Here is a 24,397-nt window from a genome sequence, read left to right as displayed (position 1 = left end):
CCCGGAGCTGGCCGGAGATGGGTGGACTTTCATGGGACCAACCGAGATTCGCGGCCTGCCCGCGCACGCCCTGCTGGTGCACGTGGTCGTGGTGGTGGTGCCGCTGGCCGCGGCCCTCGCCGTCTGTTCAGCGGTGTGGCCGACCGCCCGCCGTCGACTGGGAGCTGCCACACCGGTGGTCGCGCTCGTTGGGCTCGTCAGCGTTCCACTGACCACCCACGCCGGTGAGTGGCTTGAGGCTCGGGTGCCCTCCAGCCCGCTGGTCCGCCGGCACGCCGAACTCGGCGACGCGCTGCTGCCGTGGGTACTGGCCCTGTTTGTCCTGGCGGCCGGGCTCTGGCTGCTGCAGCGTCGCCATGCGCCGGCGGCCGAGCGCTTGGACGGCCAGGAACGTCCGGGCGCCAGGCGACCGGTTCCCACAGCCATCATGATCACCATTGCCGTGCTCACCATCGTCACGGCGGTGGGCTCGGTGATCCAGGTCGTCCGGATCGGTGAGAGCGGAGCGAAGGCCGTGTGGTCCGACAGCTTCGACTCCGGCGCCTCGGACCGACCCGGCACCTGAGCCGACCGGAGCCGACCGCCTCCGACCACGAGCATCCGCACGACTGGCCGGCATTCCGCCCCCTGACCACAGGGTCCACCTCTGGTGTTCCCATCCGCGTATGCCCGGGAGCGGTCCATGGTCCCGACCCGGCAGGAAACCTGAATTCCCTTTTCCGGACTTGTCGGCCGCACCTGCCGTCGATCGCCCTCCCAGGTCACGGCAGGCGAACGAAAACAGACGAGTGACATATCGGCACAGGCCGAAGGGCCCACGCCGAGGGTGCCCTTCGCCATTCGGCCGGCCGGCCGGCTCCGTCGGATGATGGGCCGCACCAGGTTCACCGTAACGAGCGATTGACAGGGCTGGAGGCCGTGGGCATGAGCGCGGAAAGCAGACAGGGCGTTCTCGTGGGTATCGATGGTTCCCCCGGATCCGAGGCGGCGTTGCGCTGGGCCTACTCGACCGCCCAGCTCGAGCACCGGCCCGTCATCGCCCTGCTGGGCTGGACCGCCGACGGCCTGCCCCGCGGGGTCTACCAGGCGGCGGTCAACGCCGACTACCTGGGGCTGACCAAGGCCGCCGAGCAGATCCTGCACCACACGATCGCCCGGGTGCCGATGCCCGACCCGCCGATCGAGCTCCGCCAGGTCGTCGTCGAGCAGGACCCCGTGGATGCCCTGGTGCACAAGGCCAAGAACGCCGCCATGACCGTGATCGGCACCAGCGGATCAGGTTTCGCCCACCGGGTACTGGCCGGCTCCGTCGCGCACCAGCTGCTGCACCAGCACACCGGACCGGTCGTCGTGGTCCGCGGCGACGATTCTTCCGGCCAGCAGCCGGACCGCCGGCCGATCGTCGTCGGTGTCGACGGCTCGGACTCCTCCTGCGCCGCCGTGCGCTGGGCCGCGGACCAGGCGATCGCACGCGAGGCCCCGCTCTACCTGATCAACGCCTACCGCGTGTACATCGCGCCGTTCGCCCCGCCCACCGAGTACTTCGTCTCGCTGCGCCAGGACGCCGAACGGCTTCTCGCCGACACCGTCACCGCGACCCTCGACGACGACCTCGACCTCGACCTCCACCTGATCGCCGTCGACGACTCCGCCAGCCGTGCCCTGCTTCTCGCCGCCCAGGACGCCCAGCTCCTCGTCGTCGGCACCCGAGGTCACGGCGGCTTCGCCGAACTCGTCCTCGGTTCCACCGCCCACCAGTGCGTCCTGCACGCCCCCTGCCCTGTCGCGGTCCTGCACGCCCAGCAGCCGTGAGGCTCCCGGACCCACCCCGCCCGGCAAAAGCCCTCGGATCGTCAGGGCAGGGCCGGGTGGGCTCCGGACTGGCGGTGGCGGAGCAGGGCGAGGCAGAGGGTCAGGCCGGGGCCGAACGCCATCGCGACGACGATCGCGTCGGGGGTGAGGTCCCGGCGAAGCTGGTCGAGGACAAGCAGTACGGTGCCCGACGAGCAGTTGCCCCGGGCGGCGAGGGTGTCGCGGGTCACCGCGGTCTGCGCCGGCAGCAGACCGAGGCGCTGCTCGACGACGTCGATGATGCGCGGACCACCGGGATGCACGGCCCAGCCCTCGACGTCGGTGAGCGACGCGGCGATCGGTGCCAGCAGCGCCGCCGTCGCCGCCCCGACGTGCGCGGCGAGCAGGTCGGGCACCCGCGGGGACAGGCCCATCCGGAAGCCGTGGTCGGTGACCTGCCAGGTCATCAGGTCCTCGGTGGCGGGGGTGGTCGCGGCCGTGGTGTCGAGCACCTCCAGGCCGCGGGCGGCGTCGGGCATGACGACGATCGCCGCGGCGGCGTCGCCGAACAGGGCGTGCGCGACGACCTGTTCCAGGTCGCGGTGCGCCTGCACGGGCTGGACGTGCAGGGAGGGCAGTTCCACGCAGAGCACGAGCGCGGGCAGCCCGCGGGCCCGGACGAAGTCGGCCGCCGTCCCCAGGCCCGGGATCGCGGCGTAGCAGCCCATGTGGCCGACCAGCAGCCGACGCACCGACGACGGCATCCCGAGGTCGCGGGCGAGCTGGATGTCCAGGCCCGGTGTCGCGTATCCGGTGCAGGACACGACGACGAACAGGCCCAGCTCCGCGGCGCTGATCCCGGCGTCCGCCAGGGCGGCCCGTACGGCCTGGCTGCCCAGCGGCCCGGCCTCGGCCACGTAGCGGCGCATCCGGGCCGCCGTCGACCAGGCGCTGATGTCCTCCTGACGCGGATCCACCACGCCGTGGCGGGTGCGCACGCCGGCGCCGAGGAACAGCCGGCGGGCCAGTGCGTCGCCCTGGTAGCGGTGCTCGAAGACGTCGTCCCACAGGCTCCGCTGGTCGAGGGAGCCGGGGAAGGCCGCGCCCATGCCGGTGATCACCGCCGTGATGGCGGGCCCCGCGGTCACCACCGGGCCACACTCGCGTCGGCCTCCGGGTCGCCGCCGAGTGCCGCGAGGCCCAGCCAGTCCGCGCAGACATCGCTCGTCGCGGGTTGCAGCGAGCCGCAGCGGGCGTCGCGGTAGAGCCGTTCCAGCGGGTGGCCGCGGCGGGTGGCCGCGGTCCCGCAGGCCTCGACGATCGAGGCCGCGACGTCCTGCACCGTGCGCCCGGCGAGCAGTTTGGCCCGCCACACCCACCGGTTCGTCAGGTCGCTGCCAGGATCGGCGTCGACCCGGCGCGCGCACTCGTCGACCACGGCGTCCAGCGCGGCCAGGGCCGCGTCGGCCTGCCCGAACCGGGCCCGCACGGCGGGCAGCCCGGTGAGGCCGGGTGGCCTCCCGGTGCCACGCCGGCCACGGACGTGGTCTACGCCGGCGTCGAACACGGCCCGGCCGACGCCGGCGTAGACCGCCGCGTAGGAGGCGACCAGCCACTGCGGCATTCCCTGTGCGACCAGCAGACTCAGTCCGGCGACGCCGCCGACCAGCGCCTGCGCCGGAACCCACACGTCGAGGCGCACGTCGTGGCTGCCGGTGCCCCGCATACCGAGCGAGTCCCAGCTGGGTTCGACGCTCACCCCGGGACCAGAGGGCACGAGAAAGTGACTGACCATCGCCGGCCCGGACGGACCCGCCGAGGTGGACGGGTCGAGCGGAGCAGTCGGGTCGGTCGGGTCGGTCGGGTCGGACTCCGCGGCGCGGGCGGCGACGAAGAAGACGTCCGCGTGCGACGCACCCGAGCAGAACGCCTTGACCCCGCGGATCCGATAACCGTCGCCCTCGCGCCGGTAACGGGTCGCCAACGCGGACAGTCGGGCGCCCGCACCCCGCTCGCTCATCGCCACGGCGATGAACTCCCCGGCGGCGGCGCGCACCAGCAGCTGGTCGCGGGCCAGGAAGAACGACTCCGGAGCGCCCATCGCCCGGGCGAGTTCGTCCGGTGTCCGGGCCAGCGCGCCCACCACCGACGTGTGCATGTTCAGCACCAGCGCGGTCGCGCCGCTGGCCGAGGCGAGCACGCGGGCGGCGTCCGCCCAGTCTGCGAAGCCACCGCCGAACCCGCCGAGCCGGGTCGGCACGAGCAGGCCCAGCAGGCCGGCGTCGCGCAGCTCGTCGAGGTCGGCCGCGGGCAGTTCGCCGTCCCGGTCGGCGGCACCGGCCCGCGCGGCGATGGCGTCGACGGCCCCGCGGGCCAGCTGCGCGCCGTCGACGCCGAGGATGCCGCCGCTGCCACCGTCGGTGCGCGGCGCCGGCGCCCGGGTGCTCACCGGCCGCTCCGGCCGCTCGTGGCGCGCACACCCACCGCCTGGTAGACCCCGGCGGTGGAGCCGGTCGGCAGCATCCGGACCGAGTCGGCGCGGCGGGCGAGCCAGCGGGCGTAGTCGACCAGCGACGGACGCAGCCCGCCGACCAGCGTCATCTCGATACCGGCCCGCTCCAGTGCCCGGGCCAGTCGGTCGGGGGCGACCAGCAGCTTCGGATCGTGCACCCGCGGCGGTGGCCCGCCAGGCAGGTGTTCGGCGATGCGGACCAGCGCCAGCCGGCAGAACAGGGTGTTCGCGAGGGTGTCGATGACGAGCGTGCCGCCCGGCGCGAGCACCCGACCGATGGCCGCGCAGGCACCGTCCAGGTCGACCAGGTGCTCGAACAGCTCGCCGGCGACGACGCAGGAGAACTGTCCGTCCGGAAACGGCAGCCGGTGCACGTCGGCCCGGATCGCCGTCACGCCGTGCCCGGCGGCCTGACGCAGCGCCGGTGCCGACAGGTCGACGCCGACATGGCGCCAGCCGGCAAGCCGTCCGGTGAGCGCCACCGAGAGCAGGCCGGCGCCACAGGCGAGGTCGAGCAGCGCGGCACCGGGGTGGGGCGGGTCCGGGATGAGCCGTCCTCTGGCCTGGGCGAGCCAGCGCAGTGCGGCGAGTCGCCCGTGCGGACGCCACCACTCGTCGGCGAGGTCGTCGTACTGCGCGGGATCGTTCCTGGGCCGACGTGGTTCGTGCCGTGGCGGCGAGGCAACGTTCACAGGTCTCCCGAGGGGGCGTCGCAGCTGTCGGCCGACGGCAGCGCCAGCCTCCCGCCGGCACAAAATGTGCCTGCATCAACTCGCAGAGTAACGAATCTGGGGAAGAGTTCCCATCACCGACAACCCACGGACCTCAGCGGGGTCGCAGCCCGGCGGTGACGACGAGCGCGACGTCGATCGCGGCGACGGCCATCGCGGCGCGAAACGCCGACCGGTCCTCGCGACGCAGGACGAATCCGGTCAGCGCCGCGGCCGGGGCCAACGCGGCCAGCCGCCAGGCGCTACGGCGCGGCGGGCCGAGCGCGGCCACCACGGAGCCGGCCGCGAGCAGCCCCGCGGCGGATCGGCGCGAACCGGTCGCGCCCAGCCGCTGTGGCAGGCCGCGCACCCCGGTGCGGGCGTCGACCTCAAGGTCGGGAAGGACATTGGCGAAGTGGGCGCCCGCACCCAGCAGCCCCGCCGCCAGCGGCAGCCACCGCGGGGTCGCCGGCCGGTCGGGCCGTCCGCGCACGACGAAGACGGGCAGCAGCGCGAACGAGACCGCGTAGGGGCCGGCGGACAGCGGGGTCGCCTTCAGCCCGAGGTTGTATCCCCAGGCACTGGCGACCGCGACGAGATGGGTGGCCCCGGCCGGCCCGCCCGCGGCCACCGACAGGGCCGCGGAAGCGGCCAGCGCCACCCCCGTGGCCACCGCCACCGTTCGCGGCGCCAGACCGTCGCCGACCAGGGGCTTGCCCGTTCGCTCCCCGGCGGCGTCCCGGTGCCGGTCGAACAGGTCGTTGCTCCAGCCGACCGAGAGCTGACCGGCCAGCACCGCCGAGGCCACCGCGGCGACCCCGCCGGCCGTGCGACCGCTGGCGACCGCGAGCGCCGACGCGAACACCGTCACCGCGACCGTCGGCTCCGGATGACACGCCCGCACCAACGCAGCCAGCTGCCCGCGAAGCCCCGGCCATCCCGGCACGTCGACCCCGGAAACCTCGAGTACGAGTCGTGCCCCGATGTCCGGACCCGGCGATCTCTCTGGCATCACGCCCGCCATGATTTCCGATCACCGCCGTCTGGCCAACCCGCACGCGTCGGGTGTCCCACCCGGCTCTGACACGGCGGGAACCCCGGGGACCGGCGTAGCAGCCACCGTTCGACGCGACCATCATCAGATTTCGGACGAGCCACGTGGCTTGTTCAGGCCGGGATGCGGGCTGGCGGGGTGAGGACGGCGCGGATCATCGGAATCTGCAGGGGCATGCGTGCCCATGTCAAGGCCGCCCGGACGATGTCCCGCGGCTGGCCGCTGTCGCGGGCCTGAGTGGTGGCGTCCAGCGCCATCTGCAGGTTCGCCGGCCACACCCCGAGCAGCACCACGGCGCTCGCCCGGCCGGCCCAGCCCGCGCCGGCCGCGAGCCCGGCGGCACAGGCCAGCTCGACGACGCCACTGATCTGCACGATCTCCCGGGGCTTCGGCAACGCCCGAGGGATGGACGGCTCGAACACCGCGGGTCGCACCAGGTGCACGACCCCGCTCACCAGGAACGCTCCCATCACAAACCGAGGACTCGGTCTGGTCAGCCACTCTCCGCTCATCATGGACGTATCGAACCATCCGGCGGCGTCATCCGCCTGCCGGCCGAGCCCGAAACGGCCGAGCCGGCACGTGGCGATCGGTCAGGCCAGGCCCAGAGTGTGCGCCAGGAAGGGGTTGCGGAAGGTGCCGGTCGGATCGTGACGCTCGGCCAGCTGAAGGAAGTCGGCGGCGCGGGGACAGCTGGCGCGGATGGTCCGCGCGGGCAGGGTGAAGACCTTTCCCCAGTGCGGCCGGGGGTCGAAGGGTGCGAGCTGGCGCTCGATCGCGGCCAGCGCGCGGGCGACGGCGGCCTCGTCCGGTAGCCAGGTGAAGTGCAGGCTCATCGCGTCACGGCGATAGGCGGGGCTGAGCCACAGGTCGTCGGCGGCGATCGTGCGCAGCTCACTGATCCGCAGGGCGGGGCGGATCCGGTCGCCGATCCGGTGGATCGCCTCGATCGCGGCGGCGGCGTGGTCGCGGGCGACGAAGTACTCCGACTGCAGCTCGTCACCGGCGCTGGGCGTGAAGCCCGGTCGGAAATGTGGCAGCCGTTCGTGCCAGGGTCCGGGAATCCCGAGCTGTGGGGTCGTGTGCACCGGGTCGAGGCCGGGCACCGGGTGCACCGGATGGTGCACCGCCCGGGCGCCGAACATCTCCACCGGTGCCGGATCGGCCTCGCCGGTCCCCTCGACGACGCGCCGCTTGACCCACAGCCGGGACGGCGTGGAGCTCCAGTCCGTGAAGACGCTGACGCTGTAGGCGGCCGAGAAGATCTCCTCGACGTGGTCGAGCAGGGCGGCGCGGGTCAGACCCTGGTAGACGTCCTGGCGGACCTGGAAGGTCGGCACGAGGTCGAGTGTCACCGCCACGGCCACCCCCAGTGCGCCGAGCGCGACGACCTGACCGGCGAAGTCGGGGTCCACACCCCGGCGGAGCGTGCGCAGGTCGCCGGTCGCGGTGACCAGCTCGAGGGCGACGACGGAGGTGGCCAGGTTGCCGTTGCGGTCACCGGAGCCGTGCGTCGCGGTCGCGCACGCCCCGGCCACGGAGATGTGCGGCAGCGAGGCGAGGTTGGGCAGCGCGAAGCCCTGGGCGTGCAGTTCACGGGCGAGGGTGGCATAGCGGGTTCCGGCGCTCACGGTCACCTCACCAGCGCCGGGGTCGACCCGGATCAGACCGGGCAGCCGGGCCGTCGAGATCAGCGTGCCGGTCGTGTCCGCGATCGTGTTGAAGGAATGCCGGGTGCCGACCGGCCGCGCCCGCCCGCAGCCGGCGACGACGGCCTGAAGCTCCTCGATGGACGTGGGCGCGACGCGCCGACTCGCTCCGAAGACCACGTTCCCGGCCCAGTTCGTTTTCTCCAGGCCCGCACCGTCCGACATGCTGTCTCCTTCCCCTTCCCCGGCGAACTTGGTTATGCCCTCCTCCACGCCTTCGGCGCGGCCTTCGACACGGCTCCGGGCGCCGTGGGCGAACCAGCGCCCCGCTCCGTGGGCAATTCTCGCCGGGTCACCATCCATCCGCCCGGAAGCAGCGGTATACAACTGTCCACCAGGCGCCAAGGTCGTGACCGTCACTATCGGAAAGGGGCCACCGGATTGGTAAAGCTCGGACAGATCGATCTCAACCTGCTGGTCGTGCTCGACGCGCTGTTACGGGAGAAGAACGTGACGCGTGCCGCGGAGAGCCTGCACCTGTCCCAGCCGGCGACCAGCACGGCGCTGGCCCGGCTTCGGCGTGTCTTCGGCGACGAGCTGCTCCTTCGTAACGGTCGCTCTCTCGAGCTCACCCCCCGGGCGCAGTCGCTCATCGAGCCCGTGCGCGAGGTGCTGGCGACCATCAAGCAGACCATCGTCCAGCCGCCGACCTTCGACCCCACCACCGACTCACGCCACTTCTCGGCCATCAGCAGCGACTACGTCAGCACCACCCTGCTGCACCCGCTCATCGCGCGCCTGATCGGACTGGCCACGGGCCTGCAGGTGGACGCCTCCCCGGTCGGCGTGCGCTACCTGGAGGCGCTCAACCGGGACGAGGCCGACCTCGCGATCCTTCCGGACCGGATCGTCGACCAGGCCCTGATCCCGGACTGCTCGCGGATGCCGATCATCGAGGACCGGTTCGTCGGTGTGGTGTGGCGCGATCATCCCCATGCCGGTGACCGTCTCACCGCCGACCTGCTGCGCCACTCCCCCTGGCTCGCGTACGTCCCGCATGGCCGGCCCAGCCTCGTGGAGCAGGACCTGGACGCGGCCGGCTACCCGCGCCGGGTGGCGGCCACGTCCACCAGCATGGTGGCCATGGCCTTCCTCCTCGCGGGCACCGACCTCGTGGCGGTACTGCCGCGGCGGCTGGCCAGACGGGTCGCCGGGGCGGCGGAGATCCGGCTGCTGGAGCCCGAGGCCCCTCCAGCCGCTGCGTGAGTCGGCGTTCTGGCACACCCGTCAGGCCCGGAACCCCGGGCATGTGTGGCTGCCTCAGCAGCTGTTCGCCGCGGCCCGCACCGAGTGCCCGGCGGGTGCCACGGCCGCGACGGGCTGAGACCCCCGGTGCGGCGTCCGGACGTGTTCGCGGCGGCGTGACATCAGACGTGCCGTCAGGGCGTGGCGTCAGACGGGTGGGGCGACGAAGAGGCCGCGGTCGACGTCGTTGAAGCTCTCCTTGGCGAGCTGGTCGTCGAACGGGTTCGCCGTCCCCCACTGGTCCTGGTTGAGCTCCTCGGAGACGTCGTAGACGCCGGGGTGCCAGCTGTCCTCGTTGAGCAGTTCCAGCTCGGTGGTGTACTCGACCGTGTTACCGGACGGGTCGAGGAAACAGCTGAAGGTGTTGTCGCCGGCGCGGTGGCGGCCAGGCCCCCAGATCATCCGGGTGCCGGCGCGCAGCAGCCGGCCGGTTCCACGCAGATACTCGTCCAGGCCGCGCAGCTCGGTCGAAGAAACGGAAACCGTGGCCGCCGCCCACAGTCGGCAGGGCGGCGGGCTCGTTGACCCGCCGCACACCGGATCGGCCGAGGCGTTCGGCCAGCGTGTCGACGTCCGCGGGCGTCCACGCGCCGTAGGAGACGAGGTCGAGGCGCTTGTCCCGGTCCTTGCGCAGCCGCACGACGTACTGCTCCGGTGATCGTCGAGTCCAGGACGTCCCCCGCGCGCAGCAGCCGCCCGCGCGGGAGTCCGTTGCCCGCCGGGCTGCCGGTCAGCACGAGATCGCCGGGCGGTACCGTCGCGACCGTCGAGCAGTACGCGACGAGACGGGCCACGTCGAAGATCATGTCCTTGGTCGACTCGTCCTGCATGACCTCGCCGTTGAGTCGCAGGGTCAGCCACAGGTCACCGAGGTCCGCCAGGGTGGCGCGGGGGACGAGGACCGGCCCCGTGGGCAGGAAGGTCGGCGAGTTCTTGGCGGCCAGCCAGTCGGCGCCGAGCGCCGGTATGTCCGTGCGGAAAATCCGTTCCCGCAACGCGAGGTCGTTGACGATGATCCACCCGGCGACCACGTCGAGCGCGTTCTCGGGGCTCACCCGCCGGGCCCGCCGGCCGATCACCGCGGCCAGTTCCAGCTCCCAGTCGGGCTGCCGGCCATCCGAAGGCAGGACGACGTCGTCCCACGGGCCGCAGATCGCGCTCGGTAGTCCCTGGAAGACCTCGGTAGTCCCTGGAAGACATAGGGCGGGTGCTGGAGCCGGGTGTCCATCTCGGCGGCGGCGTCCGCGCGCACCTGCTCGGTCGTGCGACCGTCGGACGGGTCGTGGTGGGCGACAGCGACGTCGATCACGTGTGTGCGGTAGTTGGCCCCCGCCTGGAAGATCTGCCGCGGTTCCACGGGGCTCAGCACCCGGTGCTCGGCCACCGGCAGCCAGCCCTCGACCGCGCCGACCAGCCCCTCGAGCACCGGGAGGGCCTCGTCCCAGCGTTCAAGCAGGTCGGCGGTCGATCGTCCGGACAGAATTCACGATCAGGTCGGCTCCCCTGTGACTGCGACACCCGACGTCGCCATTCCAGCATCTGTCCACGACCTCTTTCAGCGGAAACTCTTTTTTGAATACCGGTGATCCATGCTGTCGATGATGGTCGGCCATCGGACTTGACTCCGCCGCGAATGTGGCTCTACCGCGGGCCTGACCGTGCGGCGGGAAATCCGTCAGTCTTTCCAGAACACCACGCTCTCCACTGCTTTCCGTCAGAAGAGGCGCCACTGTGGACGACGTCGAAAGCCCTCACCAACGCACACTGTGCCCGTCGGATAACGCTCTGAACCCATACGTCCGGGCATGGACCGCCGCGGCGGGCCTAGCCTGGGCAACGACAGTCGGGCCGGGCGGGCCGGTGGGGGTCCGGCGGACCGGTCGGCCCGGCCGGGCAGGCCGGGCAGGCCGGGCAGGCCGGGCAGGCCGGGCAGGCGGCCGGGTGGCCGGGTGGCCGGGTGGCGATGAGGTGGAGGCGGCGGGGTGGCGGAGTTCGACGTGGTCGTGGTTGGTGCGGGGGCCAGTGGGGCGGTGCTGGCCAGCCGGCTGAGTGAACGCGCCGACCGCCGGGTGCTGCTGGTCGAGGCCGGCAGTGACCATCCGAGCACCGAGGACTTCCCGAAGGAGCTGCTCGACTCCGGGCTCATGGCGGCCATGCTGCCCGGGCATCCGAACAACTGGGGTCTGCTGGCCAACCTCACACCCGACCTGCCCTACACCGTGGCCCGGGGCCGGGTCCTCGGCGGTTCGACCGCCCTCAACGGCACGTATTTCATCCGTGGGCGCCGGGCCGACTTCGACCGCTGGGTCGCCGCTGGGCTCGACGAGTGGTCCTACGAGCAGGTGCTGCCGTTCTACAGACGCCTCGAGCGGGATCTCCAGTACGGCGAGTCCGACCTGCACGGTGGGAGCGGGCCGATCACCGTCACCCGCGAGATCGCCCATCCGCATCCGGTGACCGAGGCGTTCGCCGCGGCCTGCGCGAGCCGCGGCTACCCGTACGAGGCGGACAAGAACGGCGAGCAGCCCGCCGGGTACGGCCCGCTGCCCGTGAACGCCGTCGACGGCATCCGGCTCAACACCGGGATCACCTACGTGAACCCGGCCCGCCACCGGCCGAACTTCGAGGTGCTGGGGAACACCCGGGCCCTGCGCGTGGTGCTGCGCGACCGTGTCGCGGTGGGCGTCGAGGTCGACACCGGCGGCCAGCGGCGGACCATCACCGCCGGCGAGGTGGTGCTGAGCGCCGGGGCGATCATGTCGCCGCATCTGCTGGCCCTGTCCGGTATCGGCTCCCGGGCGGACCTCGAGGCCGCGGGCATCCCGGTGATCCTCGACCTGCCGGCCGTGGGCAGGGGGTTCACCGACCATCCGGACCTGTCCTTCACCTGGCGCTCCCGGCGTCCGATCCCCCCGGTCACGCCCGGGTCGCCGGCGTTCGAGTCGGTGCTCAACTTCCCCTCCGGTTCGGCCGCCTACGGCGAGGACCTGGAGATCATGCCGTCGCTGCGGTCGCTGGCCGACATCGCCGGCCTCGGCGCCGCCGTCGGCCGCGACCACACCGCGACGGCGCGGATGATCCGACATCCGGTGGCCACGCTGCGCGCGCTGCGCGGGGTGTCGATCAGGCGGCTCGCCCAGCAGGCCGCGCACCGCAACGAACTGTTTCTCGCCATCGCCCTGCAGCAGGCGGAAGCCCGCGGCACCATCACCACGGTCTCGGCCGACCCGCTGGCCCAGCCGCGCATCGACTACAACTACCTGTCGACCAGACGCGACCTCGCCCGGATGCGCGAGGTCGTGCGCGTCACCGTCGACCTGCTGACCTCACATCCGTTCGCCGACCTGTTCGGCGAACTCGGCGAACTCGACCGCCTCACCCTCGAGGACGACGACGCCCTCGACACCTGGATGAAGGCGCATCTGGCCACCGCCATCCACGCCAGTGGCAGCTGCCGGATGGGCGCGGCGGACGACCCCGAGGCCGTCGTCGACCAGCGGGGCCGCGTGCACGGCATCAGCGGGCTACGGGTGGCCGACACGTCCATCCTGCCCACCGTCCCGTCTCGCGGCCCCGCCGCCACCGCCATCATGATCGGCGAACGCATCGCCTCGTTCATCGACCAGCCAGCCGAGCAGGGCCGTCCCGGCTAGGTCTGGATGAAGCGGGTGCCGCTGGCGGAGAGCAGGAAACCCCGGCCTCGGCCGGGTCCGCCCGGTGGGTAGGTGAAGTACCGGCCGCTGATCGGATCGGATTCCCCCGGCTCCGGTTCGAGCACCAGACGGGTGGACGCCGACTTGAGCCGGCTCGCCGACGACGTGTAGTCGGCGGTGCGCAGTTCGCCGATGCGCGCGGTGACGACCAGCCGGACCCGCGGGTGGCGTTCCTGGAGGAAGGCGTTCAGGCTGTCGCCGAGTCGGGTCACGTCGTCGACCAGCAGCAGCGTGGGCCGGTCCTCACCGGCGGCCCGCTGGGCGAGCGTGGTCGCGGCGTCGAGGTCCCGGACCCGGTCAACGGCCGAGCAGCCGGTCAGCGGCGAATCCGCGGGGGCCGCCGCGTAGATGGCCACCGTGTCGCCCAGGCCGGCCCGGGCGAGCCGCGCCAGACGACACAGCAGTGTGCTCCGGCCGCTGCGGGGCGGGCCGTACACCAGCGCCGGGCTGGCTTCCGCCAGTTCCAGGCAGGCCGGCACGACCTCGCCGCCCGCGACGGTGAGGCCGACCGGAAGCACCAGCACGTCACCGTCGCGGCGCGCACCCCCGTCCGCCGTCAGGTCGTCCGGTTCGACGACGGCGGGCAGGGCCCGGACACGTCGCGGCCCGGCCCCGGCGCTGGCACCGTCCGCCCAGATCGGGGGCGAGGCCGGCGAGACCATGCCCGGGATCGCCACCTGGACCTCCATCAGCAGGTCGTTGCCGGTGGTCCACAGGCCACGGCCGGGCTCGCCCCGGGGGATCGCCCGCCGTCCGATGGTGAGATCGCCATAGGCGTTACGGTCGGCGAGGCGCAGCACGAGCCGTTGGGGTGCGCGGGCGGCGATCTCACTGCGCACCCGGGTACCGACGATGGACGCGGCGACCGCCACCTTGGCCGCGGGCCCCGCGCCGATCACCGCGGCGAAGTCCTCCAGTACCGAGATCCCCTGCTTGGACGTGACGGACTCGTGCGCGTTCAGGAAGCCACCCAGGTTGTCGATCAGCAGAACCGACTGGGCCTCGGCCGCCCGCCGTGGCGCGTCCAGACCCCCCAGCCGGGCGATCCGGGCCCGCAGGAAGGCCAGCAGGTTCGCCTGCCGTTCCAGCTCGTCGCCGACGATGACGTTGCCGGCGCAGTGCTGGAGCCCGGCGAGGTCCCGCAGGTCGCCGCCGGCGAAGTCCAGCACGTACAGGTGCAGTTCGGTCGGCGGCAGCGCGGCGGTGAGACTGATCGCGAGCGAGGTCAGCGCGGTGCTGGCGCCGGCACCCGGAGCACCGAAGACCAGCAGGTTGCCGGCGTCGAGATGCCAGGCGACAGTGGGCTGGCGGGCATGCTCGGACTCGTCGGGACGGTCGCCGCGGGCGAAGTACGCCGCGAGCCCGGCGGGGTTTCCGGGGATCACCTCACCCGCCCGGGCCCGGGCCCAGACCTCGTCCAACGTCAACGAGGCGGGCAGCGCCGGCGGCCAGACGTCCGCGACCGGCCGTACCTGGCGCCAGCCCAACGCCAACCGGTGGGCCTGCCACACGCCGGAGATCAACCTGCCCAGCTCGGACCGATCGTCGACCTCGCCCGCTCCCTCCGCTCCACCTGCCCCACCTGCCCCACCTGCTGCGACGCCCGTCCCGCCGGCGCCGCTGCCGGCCCCGATGGCGGCGATGGCCGCGCCGCCCAGGCCCACTCCGCCCGAGCCGGCAGCGCCCAGGTTGGCAGCGCCCAGGTTGACGCTGCCCGGGCCTGTGGTGCTCGAGCTGGCGCTGTCCAGGTTGGTGCCGTCCGAGCCGAGGCCGTGCAGCAGCGTGAAGGGCGCGAGGCGGACCGCGTCCTCCTTGGTGGCCTCGACGGGGCCGGAGGGATAGCCGGCCTGGAAGGCGAGCACCCGGTTGTCGATCCGGGCCAGTCCGCGGCCGGACGTGGTGAACCGGGCGGCGTCGGGCAGGTCGATGAGACGCAGCGAGTCCTCGACGTCGAGGAGCTTGAGGGTCATCCGCAGCTGGGTGTTGCGTTTGATCTCGTCGTAGTTGCGCACCGAGGCGGGACTCTGCGTCGCGAACAGCAGGTGGACGCCGAGCGAACGGCCCCGTTTGGTCAGGTCGATGATGGTCGCCAGCTCGTCGGGGAGTTCGTCGGCGAGGATCTGGAACTCGTCGATGATCACGATGAGTCGGGGCAGTTCGTCGGCGATCTGCTCGATCTTCTGCGCGCCGCGGGCGAACAGCAGCCGTTCGCGGCGCAGCAGCTCGGTGCGCAGGTAGCGCAGGGCCCGTGCGGCCTCGTGCAGGTCGGTGTCGCTGACCAGGCCGACGCAGTGCGGTAGCCGGGTGAGCTCCTGCAACGACGTGCCGCCCTTGAAGTCGAACAGGCCGATGATCACCTGGTCGGGTGAGTACCGGGTCGCCAGACCGACGACGATCATCTTCAGCAGTTCGCTCTTGCCGGATCCGGTCGCACCACCGAGCAGGCCATGCGGGCCGTGGCGGACGATGTCGAGCTCGAACGGCCCGTCCTCACCGAGGCCCACCGCGATCGCGAGGCTGCCGGGGTCACGGCGGGCCATCGCCCAGTGCATGCGGATGGCCTCGCCAAGCCGGTCGGACGGCTGCGCCAGATCGAACGGGACGAGGTCGGCCAGCCGCACCTGGGTCGGCAGCGGCGCCTGGCGCTCGGCGACCAGCGGATCGTCCAGGCGTGCCAGCATCCGCGCGCAGTGGTCGGCGTCGTCCGCGTCGAGCGGTGCCGGATGCGCGCCGGAGGTGACCCGACCGGTCCTGATGTCGGCCTGGGTGAGGGTGTCGTCCGGGCCGAACTCGATCAGGGTGGTGGTCAGGTTGGGGGGTGGGGCGTCCACGATGATGGCCGACGCGTCGGCGGCGAGCGCCCGGCGGAAGGCGAGGCTGGATCCGGGTCGCAGCCGCGGGCCGTCGACGATCAGCAGGGTGCGGACCGCGTGCGTCCGCTCGGAGGACGTGCCGTCCGGCCGACGGGGCAGCGTCGGCGGGCCGGCGGAGCCCGCACCGGCGCCCGCACCGCCGCCGGCGCTGGCGCCGGTCAGCCAGGCGGCGGCCTCGTCGAAGGCGCGCTGCGGGTCGGCGGCGGCGTCGATGCACCGCACCCGCGGATCCCCGGTCGTGTCGTCGCGCAGATGCGGGAGCCACTTGAGCCACTCCCAGTCGGTGGTGTCCTCGACCAGCAGGCCGATCCGCAGGTGAGCGGGCCCCTGCGCGCAGCACGCCTGGCAGATCGCCGCGCGAACCAGGCCCAGCACGTCCGGCCGCGGTCCGCGCAGCGTCACGAGCTCGCCGCGGTCCAGGCTGAACGTCAGCGGGACGGACACCAGACCCCCCGAACGGGCCACCCGCTGCCTGATCTCAGCGCCGGCCTGGTCTCCCCGTTCGACCGGTGGACGCCAGTCCAGGTGCCCGACGGCGACGAAGACGTCCAGAAAGTCGCTGTCGGTGGGACCGCGCTCCCACAGGGCCGCACCCAGCTGGTCGGCCAGGTGAACCCAGTCGGCGGCCGTCGGTGTGACATCCCAGCGGCGCCGCAGCTCCTGGTGTCGCGCCTCGTCCAGCCTGGTGTCGAACGCGACGAGTTCCGCCGCCTGCTCGGCGGCCCCGCGGCGCACCTCCCGGCGGCGACGCAGCCGGCTCTCCACGAACGAGAACACGACGATGATCGCGCCCAGCGCGGACATGAGCGCGTAGATCATCTGCCTGGTCATGGCGAACAGCAGGCCGGCGAGGACCAGCGGCGCGGCCAGGGACGCCCAGTTGAACGGGCTCGCCCGGCCCGGCTCCCGGGGCGTCGGCGGCAGCGCGACGACGTCCGGCGCCCGCGGCGGCATCGGACGGGCGGTGCGGTGGAACGGCACGGTCGGGCGGTGCCTGGTCGGTGCGCCCAGCGCCTGGCCCGACCGGGTCACCGCAGCGCCCACGCGGGTCAGGCGCGCGACGGTGCCCCAGATCGCGAGCACCGCGCCGGGGCGCAGGACCTGGTCGTCCGCGGGGGTCTCGCCGTCCACGGTCAGTTCGTCGACCGCCCACCGGCAGGTGACCTCGTCGCCCGCCACGGTGAGCCCGGCCGCCGCCTCCTGATGGCTGCCGACTTCGACCAGCGGCCCGTCGAACGGGTCGACGACCAGCGACGCCGTCTGCCCCCGCGGCACCGCCAGCCGCGACCCGGCGCCCGGGCCGGTGACAACCACCAGTTCCCACTCCGCGAGGTACGACGTGGACGCCACCCTGGGCAGCGCAACGGCCAGTTCGGCGCGAGCGGCCGACTCGGCGCGAGCGGTCAGTTCGGCGCGGGGCTGCGGCACGGGGGCCCACAGGTCCATCGCCGACCCGGCCGCCACGACGCCACCGCCCTCCAGCTCGATCATCGGCACCCGCCAGGAACCACCGCCGCCGGCCGGCCCGATCGTCGGCACCCACCCGGAACCACCGCCGGCCGGCAGGCTGGCCGCACCTGGCCCGGCCAGGGCCTTGCGGTGCTCGGAGCCGTACCTGGCCACGGGCTCGGCCGGCGCCACCTCGACGCCATCGACGATCCCGCAGATCGCCACCGGCACCTCAGGCCCGAACGACTCGCCCTCCACCACCAGCCCGAACTCGCCGAGCGGCCCGAACAGCGCCGTACCCAGCTCCCGCACGGTCGCGTCCGCCCGGACCTCCACCGACAGGTCCCACGCCCCGCCGCCCATCGCGACCGCCCGCACCCTGATGATCATCGTGTGATCGCCCCCGTCACATGCCGCTCCCACGCATCAGCTGCGACCATCTCCTCAACCTTCTGCCACCCGAACCGAGCATCCTCCAGGCCGCAATCACGCGCGACAGGTGCTCGCTTCCAGCTCAGCGGTAACGTTCAACAATTGCTTCCGCTTTTATGAGGACCTCGAGCACAGCCAGTTTCTGATCCTCGAGCGGAGGACCAAATCCAATTATCGCGATATTATTATCTAAGTATCGCGATATCATTGACCATGCCATGGAGGGCATGGTCGTCCGAGCGGGCCACATTTGCAAGCAAGCAAGTCAGAGCCTCAAGGGCCGAGTAAGAATCATCGATTCCGACCCGATCTGAAGAGACACTCCCCCGAATCACTCGCAGCTTCCTAAGAATTTCCGCGTTACACACCTTGCCACCACCGCCACCACCCGACCCTGCAGAATCGGAAAACCCTGGAACTATCGCCGCAATGAACCTTCCTTCCGCCCTCTAGGAAATATCTGTGATTTCGGTTCACTTCATCGGCGAGCAGAAGAAGGCAGCCGGACATTTTACCATCTACATCAGGGTTACCACACAGAACTCCACTCTGGCCGGCTACCAGGAGTCCGAGCAGCACCTAACCTGACAGCGTCCAACCTCTGCCGCCCCACTGGATTTCAACCTTGAAGCGACTCGATACAACGCCATCACGATCAAAGCCGTGGAAGAAATTCGACGACATTCCTCATAATCTGATGATGACAGACCGGGCATTTCTCGACAAACTCGTGAGTGCTCATACGTACGGACATGTCATCACTGAGAATCGGGTTACCACCATCGGCGAGCGCAGCCCGCAGCCTCGCATCACAGAACCGACAAATATAGCCCACCACCTCGGCCAAAATTGCACCGGAAAAATCCTCCTTGCACGCCCTGCCCGCTGCAACTTTCGCGTCTAGTCCGGCGAGTTCGACGCCTCGGTTCCAGTGCATCAAATAATAGATCGGCGGAAGATGAAAATATTTTACGACAACCCTTCTTATATTTCCCTGAGATGCCCAGTAAAGATCCTCGTTCGGCACGTATTTCCGCACTTCAACGTCACTTTCAAAGGGGACTTCAGCCGGCCAGTAATCGACCTCGTGCCCCACGACATCGGCACCGACTATCGCCATCTTTCAACTCCGATCATGTGTCGGACAAGGATCTCCGAGTCTGGTGAATTAGGCACTATAATAACATCTTCAACATTTACTGTTGTTGCATACACAGCTCCACCATCGGCAAATCTCATCGCCACGTCCGGGTCGGCCGTGAAAGAAATCATTGATTTTTTTCCGAAAGCGTTTATTTCAGTACCAAATTCGATGTGCGCGTCAACATAGGATGCCTCTCCTCCCCAGGTGGCAATACCCTCAGAGTGCGCCTTCTCGGAAGCCACGAGAGCCGCGCCGATATCATCGGTCTCAGCCCAGGATGTTCTGGCAGCGTCGCTCATGATGTAGCCTGTCTGGTCGACAGATAATTCGTCGAGGATAAGGTTGGATCCTCGGTAGATACGGAGCTGCGGGGTCATCGAGGTGGAGGTGGAGGCTATAAGGCTTTCGCTGCGGGCTGCGTAGCTCCCGGCACCGAACCGCCCAGTGGTACCGAACCGCCCGGCCAGGCCGCCGGTGGCGGTGCTGAAGGCGAGTTCACCGAAGTTGAAGTGCCCTGGGTGGCTGGCCCCCTGGATGGCGATGTCCTGGGCCGCGCCGCCGACAGCGTTGCTCGTTACAGCGGAGAATCCCGATTTTGCGAGACCACCGACAGCACCGCCACCGATGCCGCCGGCGATTCCGGTGGCGGCGATGGTGCGAGGGTCGAAATTACCGGTGACAAGGCCCAGTGCGGCTGAGCTGCCGGCGCCGATGAGTATTCCGACACCGGCCGCCTGGCCGCCCGGCACGAACATCAGCCCGACGCCGGCACCGATGACCGCGGCGGCGCCGAGACTCCCCCACGGATCCGCCCTGATATTGTCCCAGGCTTTCTCGAACATGCCCCTGCCGGCCTGGTTGCGGTAGCCGTTGTACTCCGCGTCGGTCAGGGGACGCAATCCCGTCGGGTCGACCATTCCGACCGGGTCGTTCCAGGCGTGATGGTAGGGGTTCGCCTGGCCCGGCATGCCGGGAATGTTCGCGAGCGGATCAGGCGACAGAAAAGAACGGGTCTGCGGGTCGAGAACGCGTGCGCGTTGCCAGACCAGATCGCCGAGGACCAGCTCACCGTGGTAGCCGAGTACTCCGTCCAGGCCCGGTGCATCCGCAGGCGCGTCCGCGAGACCATGGCGGGAGTCGCCCACAACCGGGCCGATGCCGGAAGCCAGGCCGGCACCGGGGCCTGCCGTGATCGGCAGACCCCACGGGTCGTGCTTCGCCGGCGAGCCCTGCCAGTCGAGATCGAGCCAGTGCCCACCAGCGGACCGGGCCGCCCCCGAGCCGCTGCCGGTCGCACCGCCGTCGGTCATGCCGACCACACCGATGGCGGACCCGGCCCGGACGTAGGTTCGGTCGCCCACGGCGTGTGCCTGGCCCGGCCAGGCCACCGAATCCCAGAGCACACGCTGGCCGTTCACCTCGAGCGGATCCCCGAGGGCATCCACCACGAGTCGGTCGGACCGGGCCGCAGCCCGCGGGTCGACTGGCTCCCGTCGACGCCCGCGGAGCCGGCCCAGCGCATCCCAGTCGTAGTGGACCGTGCCGGTCGGCCCATCCTCCGTTCGCCGCCGTCCGGTGGCGTCGTAGCCATACGTCGTCGAGGGAGCGTCGCCGACCCGACGTTCAAGCAGGCGACCGGTGGCATCGTAGGTGGAACGGATCACGCCCTCGGGATCGCCGCGGTCCTCGGCGATCAGCCGTCCCCCTGGATCCCAGGTGAAGGCCCAGTGGCCCCACGGCCCCTGCGCCGTGACGAGCTGGCCGGCCAGGTCGTAGCCGAACCGCAGTTCCCCGCCGGGGTCGACCACCCGGGTGATCCGACCGGCACCGTCGCGTTCCACGGTCCGGCCGGGGCGCGTGGCGGTTCGCCCGTCCAGGTCCCGCTCGATGACGCGGCGGCCCAACGCCGGATGCGCCACCGCCCGAAGGCGTCCGTTGTCGTCGTGCTCGTAGCGCACCGGTGTGGTGCCGGCCCGGCCGACGCTCACGCACCATCCGTCGCTGTCGTAGGCCCATTCGAGCCGGCCCGCGGCGGTGGTGCGGGAGGTCAACCGTCCAGCATGGTCGTACTCCAGCGACACCTGGACGTCCGGACTCGTAGCGACCCGCGAGGCCGCTGCGTCCTTCGACCCGATGGTGCTTTGCGAACCCGTGACATCGCGCGAGCCGGTGGGACCTCCTTCCCCCGTCGCCTGCACGCTGGTGAGCCGACCGGCTGCGTCGTGGAGGTAGCGAAGCCGCGGCGTCGCCTCGTCCGGCAGGCCACGCCCGGTCAGCCGGCCAGCGGAATCCCACCAGCAGCGCGTCCCGGTGCCGTCCGCATGGCGCACCGTCTGACCGCGGCCATTGTGGTCTCGGGTGAGCGTGGTGGTGCGGCCGAGCGGGTCGGTCATCCCGGTCTGGCGGCCGACCTGGTCGTAGTGCAGGTGGTGGCGGCCGCCGAGGGGGTCGGTCCAGGCTGCGAGCTGGCCGCGGGTGTTGTGTTCGTAGCGGGTGGTGGCGCCGAGGGGGTCGGTGGCGCTGGTCAGGGCGCCGCGGGCGTCGTAGGTGTAGCGGCGGGCGGCGCCGGTGCCGTCGGTGACGGTGATCGGGAGACCGAGCGGGTTGTGTTCGATCGTGGTGCGCCGCTGGCCCGGCCGGGTGATGGCGATGACCCGGCCGTGGGCGTCGTACTCCCAGGTCGTCTCACGGCCAGCGGGGGTGACCAGGGCGGTCAACCGGCCGGCGTCGTCGCGGCGGTAGAGGGTGCGTGCCCCGGACGGGCTGGTGGTCCGCACCCAGCGGCCGGCCCGGTCGTAGCCGTAGATCTCACGGCGGCCCAGTGGCGTGGTGGTGGCGGCGAGGCGGCCGGCGGGCGTCCATTCCAGGGTGCGTCGGTTGCCGAGGGGGTCGGTGATGGCCACGACCCGTCCGCGGGGGTCGTGCTCGTAGCCGGTGGTGGCACCGGCGGGGTCGGTTTCGGTGAGGATGGCGCCGGCCGGGTCGTAGGTGCGCTGCCAGGCCCGTCCGTCCGGGCTGGTGCGCCGGGTCGGCCGTCCGGCCTCGTCGTGGTCGACCTGCCAGGCGTTGCCGTCGGCGTCGGTTTCGACGGTCGGACGGCCGTCGGCGTCGTAGTCGCGGCGGAACGTCGCACCGGCGGGATCGCGTGAGGCGATCAGCCTTCCCAGACCGTCGTGGTCGAAGTGGAAGGTCTGGCCGTCGGGGGCGACGATCCGCGTGGTGTTGCCGAACAGGTCGTAGGCGAAGCCGAGGGTGGAACCCAACGGGTCGGTGACCTGCTCGACCCGCCCGTGCGGGCCGTACGTCGACGCCCACCGTCCACCGGCGGGGTCGACGTAGCCGTCGGGACGGCCCGCGGGCGTGTAGTGGTGTGCGCTACCCGCCCCGTCCGGGCCATGTTCGCGTACCACCCGTCCGGCGTCGTCGCATTCCCAGCCGCGGGTCTGGCCCGCCGGCCCGGTGATCGCGGCGAGCCGGCCGGCCGCGTCGTAGCGCAGGCTGGTCCGTCCGCCGCCGGTGATCCGCCTGTCGATGAGCTGGGCGTCGTCGTCCCAGCGGAACCGGGTGGTGACACCGTCCGGATCGACGACGCAGGTCGGCAGGTCGTCGTCGTTGACGGTGATCCTGGTCAGGGCGCCGGCCGCGTCGACGATCTCCACCGGGGTGTGGGCGGTGCCGGCGTAGATCCAGCGGGTCCGATAGCCGCGCGGGTCGGTGTGGCTGGTCAGGCGGGCCAGGGCGTCCCACGACCAGCGTTCGCTGATGCCGCACGGCCCGGCCCGGTGAATCAGGTTGCCCGCGTCGTCGTAGTCCATCGTCCAGCGGGCGCCGGAACGTTCCTCGATTCCGCGCAGCCGCCCGGCGTCGTCGAACACCCGGCGGAACGGGCGGTCCGCGTCGTCGATGACGGTCACCAGCCGGCCCGCGGAGTCGTGGCGGTACTCGTTGATCGCCCCGCCCGCCGCATCGGTGACCAGCGTGCGATGACCCTCCCGGTAGGCGAACTCGACGAGACGGCCCTCGGGGCTGAGCTGGGTCAGGACCCGGCCGGCCTCGTCGAAGGTGGTCCGGGCCAGCACCACGCCATCGGCGTCCACGATCTCGCCGAGGGGGCCCCGGCCAGAGCCGGTGCTGGTGGACGTGCTGGTCTCGTCGGCGTAGTGGTAGCGGCGGGAGCCCTGCGGGCCGCCGTCGACGGCGACCAGGTTGGCGTGCTCGTCATAGCCGTAGCGCACCTGGCGGCCATCGCTGGCCCGCACCATCGTGATCAGGCCGCGGGTCTCGTCCCAGTCGAGCTCGAGGAACCGGCCCGAACGGGGATACGACAGCCGCCTCAACCGGGAGTCGGACCAGGTGAGCAGCAGCTCCGAACGGTCGACCCGCACCCGCACCGGACGGCCGGCCGCGTCGTACCACCAGGTCTCCCCCGGCCCACGGGTGAGACGGAAACCCGCGCCGTCGGCGTACAGGACCGAGCCCGGCAACGGCAGTTCCGCCGGCCGATCCGCACCGGGACGGGCCACCACGGCGCGGACGCCCTCCGGGTCGTGCCACTCGATCTGTGTCTCACCGACGTCCAGCACCGCATCGGCCCAGCTCGACCAGCCACGGCCATGCGCGCCGGGCCGATCATGGGCGCGGGAGTTGTAGGTCCGCCGCCAGCTGGCCGGCGCCGCCCGACCCGGCAGCGGAAGATCCAGTTCCTGTTCGACGAGGTTGCCGTTCGCGGTACACACCGGATCGGCGGCGAAACCACTGTCCGGGGTGTGGGCCAGCAGGTGCGGGGCGTCCACGGTCAGGGAGGTCGTCGGCAGCGAGCCGGCACCGGCCGCCGCCAGCCCGGCGGCGATCCGGCTGTCCTCGACCGTGACCGTGCCGGCGGCCGTGCCCGCCGAACCCCGGTCCGCGGCGACGAACGCGTCCTTCACCGTCCCGACGAAAAGATCCCGCTGTTCGGCATCGGCCAGATGCGTGCTGAGCTTCGCCCACAGATCCGGATGTTCAAGGCTGTACCGCGCTCCGAACCGGGCCACCACCTCGTCGTAGTAGGCCCGCACACCGGCCGCCGCCGTCGACAGCGTCGTACGAGCCGCGGTGGCATCCGTGACATAGGTGCCCAGGTCCTCGGGATCCGCGGAACTGGTAGCCACGACGATCCTCTCAACCGGCCGGGAGCGCCACGTTGCCGCGCGCCCTACAATTCCTCGGACAGTCCACTGATGATCGGGGGCCCACCATGGATGTGCACGGCGGCCAGCATGTGGTCTTCGACTTCGACGGTGCTCTTGAACTGGCCCGACGGCTGTGGGGCCTGGCCGACAACGTCGACACGTTCCGCGGAAAGCGGGACACCGCCGCGACCACCGCACTGCGCCACTGGCAGGGCCGTTACGCCACGGATTTCCGCAACAGCGTGACCACCGAGCAGGGAAGCGACACGAATCTCAGTACCGCGATGCGGGGCGACGCGCGGACCCTGGCCAGCCTGTGGAGCCAGGCGATGACCGAGGAGGCGAAAGTCCGGTACGCCGACCACGTCACCGAGAAAAGGCGGCACCGCAGCTTCTTCCATCGCGTCGAGGATGCGCTCCTCGGTGCCGACGACGACGACTACGGCTCCGCGCCCGAGCCGTTCGCCGTGCCGCAGCCGCCCACCTTCATGGCGACAGGCTGCCTGCCGGTCTACGGCTAGTGCAGCGCCTCAGTAGTTCCTTTCCGGCGCCTGGTCACGGTGAGTGATGTCAAGCGGCGGCCGGTAGGGCGTT

General features: G+C 71.5%; 15 protein-coding genes and 2 pseudogenes. 5 read left to right on the top strand and 12 right to left on the bottom strand.

Annotated features, from left to right (window positions below; genetic code table 11):
* Positions 1 to 31 precede the first annotated feature (31 nt).
* Both MXD61_RS12670 and MXD61_RS12665 read left to right on the top strand, forming a co-directional pair.
* A complete protein-coding gene (locus MXD61_RS12670; protein ID WP_248813141.1) occupies positions 32 to 565 on the top strand; it encodes a DUF2231 domain-containing protein in 534 nt (177 codons plus the stop codon).
* A gap of 359 nt (positions 566 to 924) precedes the next feature.
* The gene (locus MXD61_RS12665; protein WP_248813139.1) at positions 925 to 1,812 is read left to right on the top strand and encodes a universal stress protein; all 888 of its coding nucleotides are present in this window, start codon (positions 925 to 927) and stop codon (positions 1,810 to 1,812) included.
* A gap of 41 nt (positions 1,813 to 1,853) precedes the next feature.
* On the opposite strand, the gene MXD61_RS12660 is transcribed toward MXD61_RS12665, so the two are convergent.
* The 6 genes from MXD61_RS12660 to MXD61_RS12635 form a co-directional block, all read right to left on the bottom strand.
* Positions 1,854 to 2,900, bottom strand: a complete 1,047-nt coding sequence (locus tag MXD61_RS12660; protein ID WP_251079861.1) for a type III polyketide synthase — start codon at positions 2,898 to 2,900, stop codon at positions 1,854 to 1,856.
* A 35-nt stretch (positions 2,901 to 2,935) separates the two neighbouring features.
* Entirely contained in the window at positions 2,936 to 4,192 is a 1,257-nt protein-coding gene (locus MXD61_RS12655) for an acyl-CoA dehydrogenase family protein (RefSeq protein WP_374628868.1), read from the bottom strand.
* Between the two features lie 44 nt (positions 4,193 to 4,236).
* Positions 4,237 to 4,995, bottom strand: coding sequence for a class I SAM-dependent methyltransferase (locus tag MXD61_RS12650; protein WP_248813136.1), 759 nt, complete (start codon positions 4,993 to 4,995; stop codon positions 4,237 to 4,239).
* A gap of 133 nt (positions 4,996 to 5,128) precedes the next feature.
* The gene (locus MXD61_RS12645; RefSeq protein ID WP_248813135.1) at positions 5,129 to 5,884 is read right to left on the bottom strand and encodes a UbiA family prenyltransferase; all 756 of its coding nucleotides are present in this window, start codon (positions 5,882 to 5,884) and stop codon (positions 5,129 to 5,131) included.
* Positions 5,885 to 6,180: 296 nt separating this feature from the next.
* Positions 6,181 to 6,579 carry a DoxX family protein gene (locus MXD61_RS12640; protein WP_374628866.1) on the bottom strand — a complete coding sequence of 133 codons (399 nt, stop codon included), beginning with the start codon at positions 6,577 to 6,579 and terminating at the stop codon, positions 6,181 to 6,183.
* Between the two features lie 81 nt (positions 6,580 to 6,660).
* On the bottom strand, positions 6,661 to 7,941 hold the full coding sequence (locus tag MXD61_RS12635; RefSeq protein WP_248813133.1) for an FAD-binding protein: 1,281 nt from the start codon (positions 7,939 to 7,941) through the stop codon (positions 6,661 to 6,663).
* Positions 7,942 to 8,157: 216 nt separating this feature from the next.
* Between MXD61_RS12635 and MXD61_RS12630 the strand changes: the two genes are divergently transcribed.
* Complete coding sequence (locus MXD61_RS12630; protein ID WP_248813131.1) at positions 8,158 to 8,982, top strand: LysR family transcriptional regulator; 825 nt, start codon at positions 8,158 to 8,160, stop codon at positions 8,980 to 8,982.
* Between the two features lie 186 nt (positions 8,983 to 9,168).
* Here the strand turns inward: MXD61_RS12630 and MXD61_RS28855 are convergent.
* From MXD61_RS28855 to MXD61_RS28470, 3 genes and pseudogenes are all read right to left on the bottom strand, one after another.
* A pseudogene (locus MXD61_RS28855) lies at positions 9,169 to 9,679 on the bottom strand (hypothetical protein); the annotation flags it as partial.
* Between the two features lie 52 nt (positions 9,680 to 9,731).
* A pseudogene (locus tag MXD61_RS28850) lies at positions 9,732 to 10,175 on the bottom strand (fumarylacetoacetate hydrolase family protein); the annotation flags it as partial.
* Positions 10,097 to 10,447: a hypothetical protein gene (locus MXD61_RS28470; RefSeq protein WP_248813127.1), complete on the bottom strand. Its 351-nt coding sequence runs from the start codon at positions 10,445 to 10,447 to the stop codon at positions 10,097 to 10,099. The gene MXD61_RS28470 and the pseudogene MXD61_RS28850, both read right to left, overlap by 79 nt.
* 556 nt (positions 10,448 to 11,003) lie before the next feature.
* Here MXD61_RS28470 and MXD61_RS28465 point away from each other — a divergent pair.
* Entirely contained in the window at positions 11,004 to 12,674 is a 1,671-nt protein-coding gene (locus MXD61_RS28465) for a GMC family oxidoreductase N-terminal domain-containing protein (RefSeq protein ID WP_248813125.1), read from the top strand.
* On the opposite strand, the gene MXD61_RS12605 is transcribed toward MXD61_RS28465, so the two are convergent.
* The 3 genes from MXD61_RS12605 to MXD61_RS12595 all read right to left on the bottom strand — a co-directional run bounded on the left by MXD61_RS12605 (position 12,671) and on the right by MXD61_RS12595 (position 23,782).
* Complete coding sequence (locus MXD61_RS12605) at positions 12,671 to 17,446, bottom strand: FtsK/SpoIIIE domain-containing protein (protein WP_248813123.1); 4,776 nt, start codon at positions 17,444 to 17,446, stop codon at positions 12,671 to 12,673. The genes MXD61_RS28465 and MXD61_RS12605 overlap by 4 nt on opposite strands.
* Positions 17,447 to 18,143: 697 nt before the next feature.
* On the bottom strand, positions 18,144 to 18,608 hold the full coding sequence (locus MXD61_RS12600) for a hypothetical protein (protein ID WP_248813122.1): 465 nt from the start codon (positions 18,606 to 18,608) through the stop codon (positions 18,144 to 18,146).
* Positions 18,599 to 23,782 carry a DUF6531 domain-containing protein gene (locus MXD61_RS12595; protein ID WP_248813119.1) on the bottom strand — a complete coding sequence of 1,728 codons (5,184 nt, stop codon included), beginning with the start codon at positions 23,780 to 23,782 and terminating at the stop codon, positions 18,599 to 18,601. Before MXD61_RS12595 ends, MXD61_RS12600 begins: the two co-directional genes overlap by 10 nt.
* 86 nt (positions 23,783 to 23,868) lie before the next feature.
* On the opposite strand from MXD61_RS12595, the gene MXD61_RS12590 reads away from it, so the two are divergent.
* Positions 23,869 to 24,324: a hypothetical protein gene (locus MXD61_RS12590; protein WP_248813117.1), complete on the top strand. Its 456-nt coding sequence runs from the start codon at positions 23,869 to 23,871 to the stop codon at positions 24,322 to 24,324.
* Positions 24,325 to 24,397: the final 73 nt, after the last annotated feature.

The sequence above is a fragment of the Frankia sp. AgPm24 genome, assembly GCF_023243055.1.
GTDB lineage: Bacteria > Actinomycetota > Actinomycetes > Frankiales > Frankiaceae > Frankia > Frankia umida.
The sequence above is the reverse complement of the archived record's forward strand: the minus strand, read 5'-3'. Positions and strand labels throughout refer to the sequence as shown.

What these genes read in the sequence shown, in the direction of transcription:
- MXD61_RS12660 (WP_251079861.1), bottom strand. Translation starts at nt 2,900, where the DNA reads ATGGGCGCGGCCTTCCCCGGCTCCCTCGACCAGCGGAGCCTGTGGGAC.
- MXD61_RS12590 (WP_248813117.1), top strand. Translation starts at nt 23,869, where the DNA reads ATGGATGTGCACGGCGGCCAGCATGTGGTCTTCGACTTCGACGGTGCT.
- MXD61_RS12635 (WP_248813133.1), bottom strand. Translation starts at nt 7,941, where the DNA reads ATGTCGGACGGTGCGGGCCTGGAGAAAACGAACTGGGCCGGGAACGTG.
- MXD61_RS12600 (WP_248813122.1), bottom strand. Translation starts at nt 18,608, where the DNA reads ATGGCGATAGTCGGTGCCGATGTCGTGGGGCACGAGGTCGATTACTGG.
- MXD61_RS12605 (WP_248813123.1), bottom strand. Translation starts at nt 17,446, where the DNA reads ATGATCATCAGGGTGCGGGCGGTCGCGATGGGCGGCGGGGCGTGGGAC.
- MXD61_RS12640 (WP_374628866.1), bottom strand. Translation starts at nt 6,579, where the DNA reads ATGAGCGGAGAGTGGCTGACCAGACCGAGTCCTCGGTTTGTGATGGGA.
- MXD61_RS12670 (WP_248813141.1), top strand. Translation starts at nt 32, where the DNA reads ATGGGACCAACCGAGATTCGCGGCCTGCCCGCGCACGCCCTGCTGGTG.
- MXD61_RS12665 (WP_248813139.1), top strand. Translation starts at nt 925, where the DNA reads ATGAGCGCGGAAAGCAGACAGGGCGTTCTCGTGGGTATCGATGGTTCC.